We start from the raw sequence: 2,938 nt of genomic DNA on the forward strand, positions 1-2,938 counted from the left end.
GCCGGCTGCACGTCACCGGGACCGAGGTGGACTGGTCCGCCTTCTTCGACGGCACCGGCGCCCGCCGCATCGACCTGCCCACCTACCCCTTCCAACGGGCCCGCTACTGGATGACCGCCCCGACGAACGGACCGGGCACGGTCGGACTCGGACAGGAGGCCCTCGACCACCCGTTGCTCGCTGCGGCTGTGCACCTGCCCGACTCGGGCGGTGTCGTACTCACCGGCAGGATCGCTGCGGGCACCGCCCCGTGGATCACCGATCACGACGTCCTCGGCCACGTCCTGCTGCCCGGCACCGGATTCGTCGAACTCGCCCTCCGGGCGGGCGATGAGCTCGGCTGCGCTCTGCTGGAGGAACTGACCCTCCACGCGCCGCTGATCCTCCCCGAGCACGGCGGGGTGGCCCTCCAGGTCTCCGTCGCCGCGGCCGACGACGCGGGGCGCCGCGCCGTCACCGTGCACTCACGTCCCGACCATCAGCCGCACACCCCGTGGACCCGGCACGCCGAGGGCATACTCGCTCCCTCCGCGCAGACCCCGGACACGGAGCTCTCCGCCTGGCCGCCCGCTGGAGCGGAAGAGATTCCCGTGGCCGGCGCGTACCCCGGGCTGGCCGATCTCGGCTACCGCTACGGCCCGGTCTTCCAGGGACTCCGGGCGGCCTGGCGACGCGGAGACGAGCTGTTCGCCGAGGTCGCACTGCCCGATCAGGCGCAAGCGGACGGAGCACGGTTCGGCCTGCATCCCGCGCTGCTCGACGCCGCCATGCACGTGGGCATGCTGGACCTCCCCGGCCGCGACGGCGGTGGGCAGACGCTTCTGCCGTTCGCCTGGAACGGTGTCGCCGTCCATGCGATCGGCGCCTGCGAGCTGCGCGTCCGCATCGCGCCCGTGGACCAGCGGGACGGGCTCGCGCTCACCGCCGCAGATGCCCGGGGCAACCCGGTACTCACCGTGGAGTCCCTGCTCTCCCGGCCGGTCTCGGTTGAGCAGTTGAGCGGGACCGGGCGTTCCGAGTCCCTCCTGCACGTGGAATGGCAGGCCGCGGCCACGGAATCGGCCGCGCTGTCGTGGAGCTCGTGGGACGGACTCGATGCCGGCGGGGCCGTGCCCGCGCTGGTCGTCCTCGAGTGCGGGAGCGAGACGGCGTCCGACCCCCTCATGGGTGCCCGGGACACCCTGGGACGGGTGCTCGAGGCCGTACAGCGGTGGGTGGCGGACGAGCGCTACGCCGCCTCCGTCCTGGCCGTCGTCACACGAGGTGGGGTCGCCGCGGTCGAGGGCGACCGGGTGGACCTCCGGCAGGCTCCGGTGTGGGGTCTGGTGCGCGCGGCACAGGCCGAGCACCCCGGCCGCTTTCTGCTGCTGGACGTGGACGACGCCGGGGACCTTCCGGCCGCGGTCGATCAGGTCAGCGGCCTCGGGGAGCCGGAAGCGGCGGTGCGGTGCGGGCGGGTGCTGGTGCCGCGTCTGGCCCGCACGGCGGCCGACGTGCAGGGTGACGATGCCGCGGTGTGGGACGGATCGGGCACGGTGCTGATCACCGGCGGCACCGGTGGCCTCGGGGCGCTCGTGGCGCGGCACCTGGTGACCGAACACGGAGTGCGTCATCTCCTCCTCGTCAGTCGCCGAGGTCATGAGGCCCCGGACGCAGCAGAGTTGAGTACGGAACTGACGGACCTCGGCGTCCGGGTGGAGATCGCATCCTGCGACGTGTCCGACCGCACGGCACTGGCCGACGTTCTGGATCGCGTCGACCCGGCCCACCCACTGCGCGGCGTCGTACATGTGGCCGGCGTCGCGGACAACGCCGTGATCGATGCCCTGACGCCCGGACGCATCGACGCGGTGTTCCGGCCGAAGGCGGATGCGGCGTGGCATCTGCACGAGCTGACGCGAAATCTGGACCTGTCGGCGTTCGTGATGTTCTCCTCGGCCGGTGGTCTGGTGCTGGCCGCCGGTCAGGGCAACTATGCGGCGGCCAACGTCTTCCTCGATGCCCTCGCCCACCACCGCCGCGCCGCCGGCCTCCCCGCCGTGTCCATGGCGTACGGGCTCTGGAACGTCCCCACCGGCCTGGCCGGCGAGCTGTCCGCCGGGGATCTGGAGCGGCTGCGCCGCTCCGGCACCCCTGCCCTCACGGTGGCCGAGGGCTTGTCGCTCCTCGACGCCGCCCTGGCATCGGGTCTGCCGGCCGCCGTTCCGCTCTCCCTGGACCTCCCCGCGCTGCGCGACCGGGCAGGTGAACTGCCCGCGCTGTTGCGGGGGCTGGCCCCGTCGGGGCGGCGACGGGCCTCCGCCGGAGTCTCGAAGTCCGCCTCTCTCCCCGAGCGGCTCGCGGGCCTCGGCGTCGCCGAGCGTTCGGAAGCGGTGCTGAATCTGGTGCGCGCGACCGTCGCCGGAGTGCTCGGTCATGCATCCGGTGAGGCGATCGAACCCGAGCGGGCATTCAGCGACCTCGGATTCGATTCCCTTGCTTCGGTGGAACTGCGCAATCAACTGGGCGCGGCGACCGGATTGCGGCTGCCGGCCACGCTGATTTTCGACTATCCGACAGCGGCGGCGGTTTCCGCGCATATCGAGAACCTTGTGGGACCGATGGATTCCGTTCCCGATGCCGCAGCCGAATGGGAGCGTCCCGATTTCCTGGAGTCCGCGGGCGAGCTCCCGGAGGCCGATCGGCAGAGGATCGCAGAACGCCTCCGTGCTCTCGCCGATCGGCTGGCAGCACCGTCCGGTGCTGCCGCCGCCTACGGCGACCGGGATCTGGCCGAGGCCACAGCGGACGAACTGTTCGACATGCTCGACGACGAGCTCGAAACACCCGCGGCCGGCTGACCACCCCGGCGTCGGGGACGCCGCCCACCCCGGCGCCGGGGCCCCTGCCATCCACCACTGCGTTCCGCCGAGTGGAGGCTAGCCTCGCCGTTTCGGTT

Annotated in this window: 1 protein-coding gene; it reads left to right on the top strand. The window is 72.5% G+C overall.

The features are described 5' to 3' along the window. On the top strand, positions 1-2,840 hold a 2,840-nt coding region (locus M1E25_RS25515), incomplete at its 5' end, for a type I polyketide synthase (RefSeq protein WP_251419674.1). Positions 2,841-2,938: the final 98 nt, after the last annotated feature.

The organism is Streptomyces meridianus, assembly GCF_023703325.1.
Classification (GTDB): Bacteria; Actinomycetota; Actinomycetes; order Streptomycetales; family Streptomycetaceae; genus Streptomyces; species Streptomyces meridianus.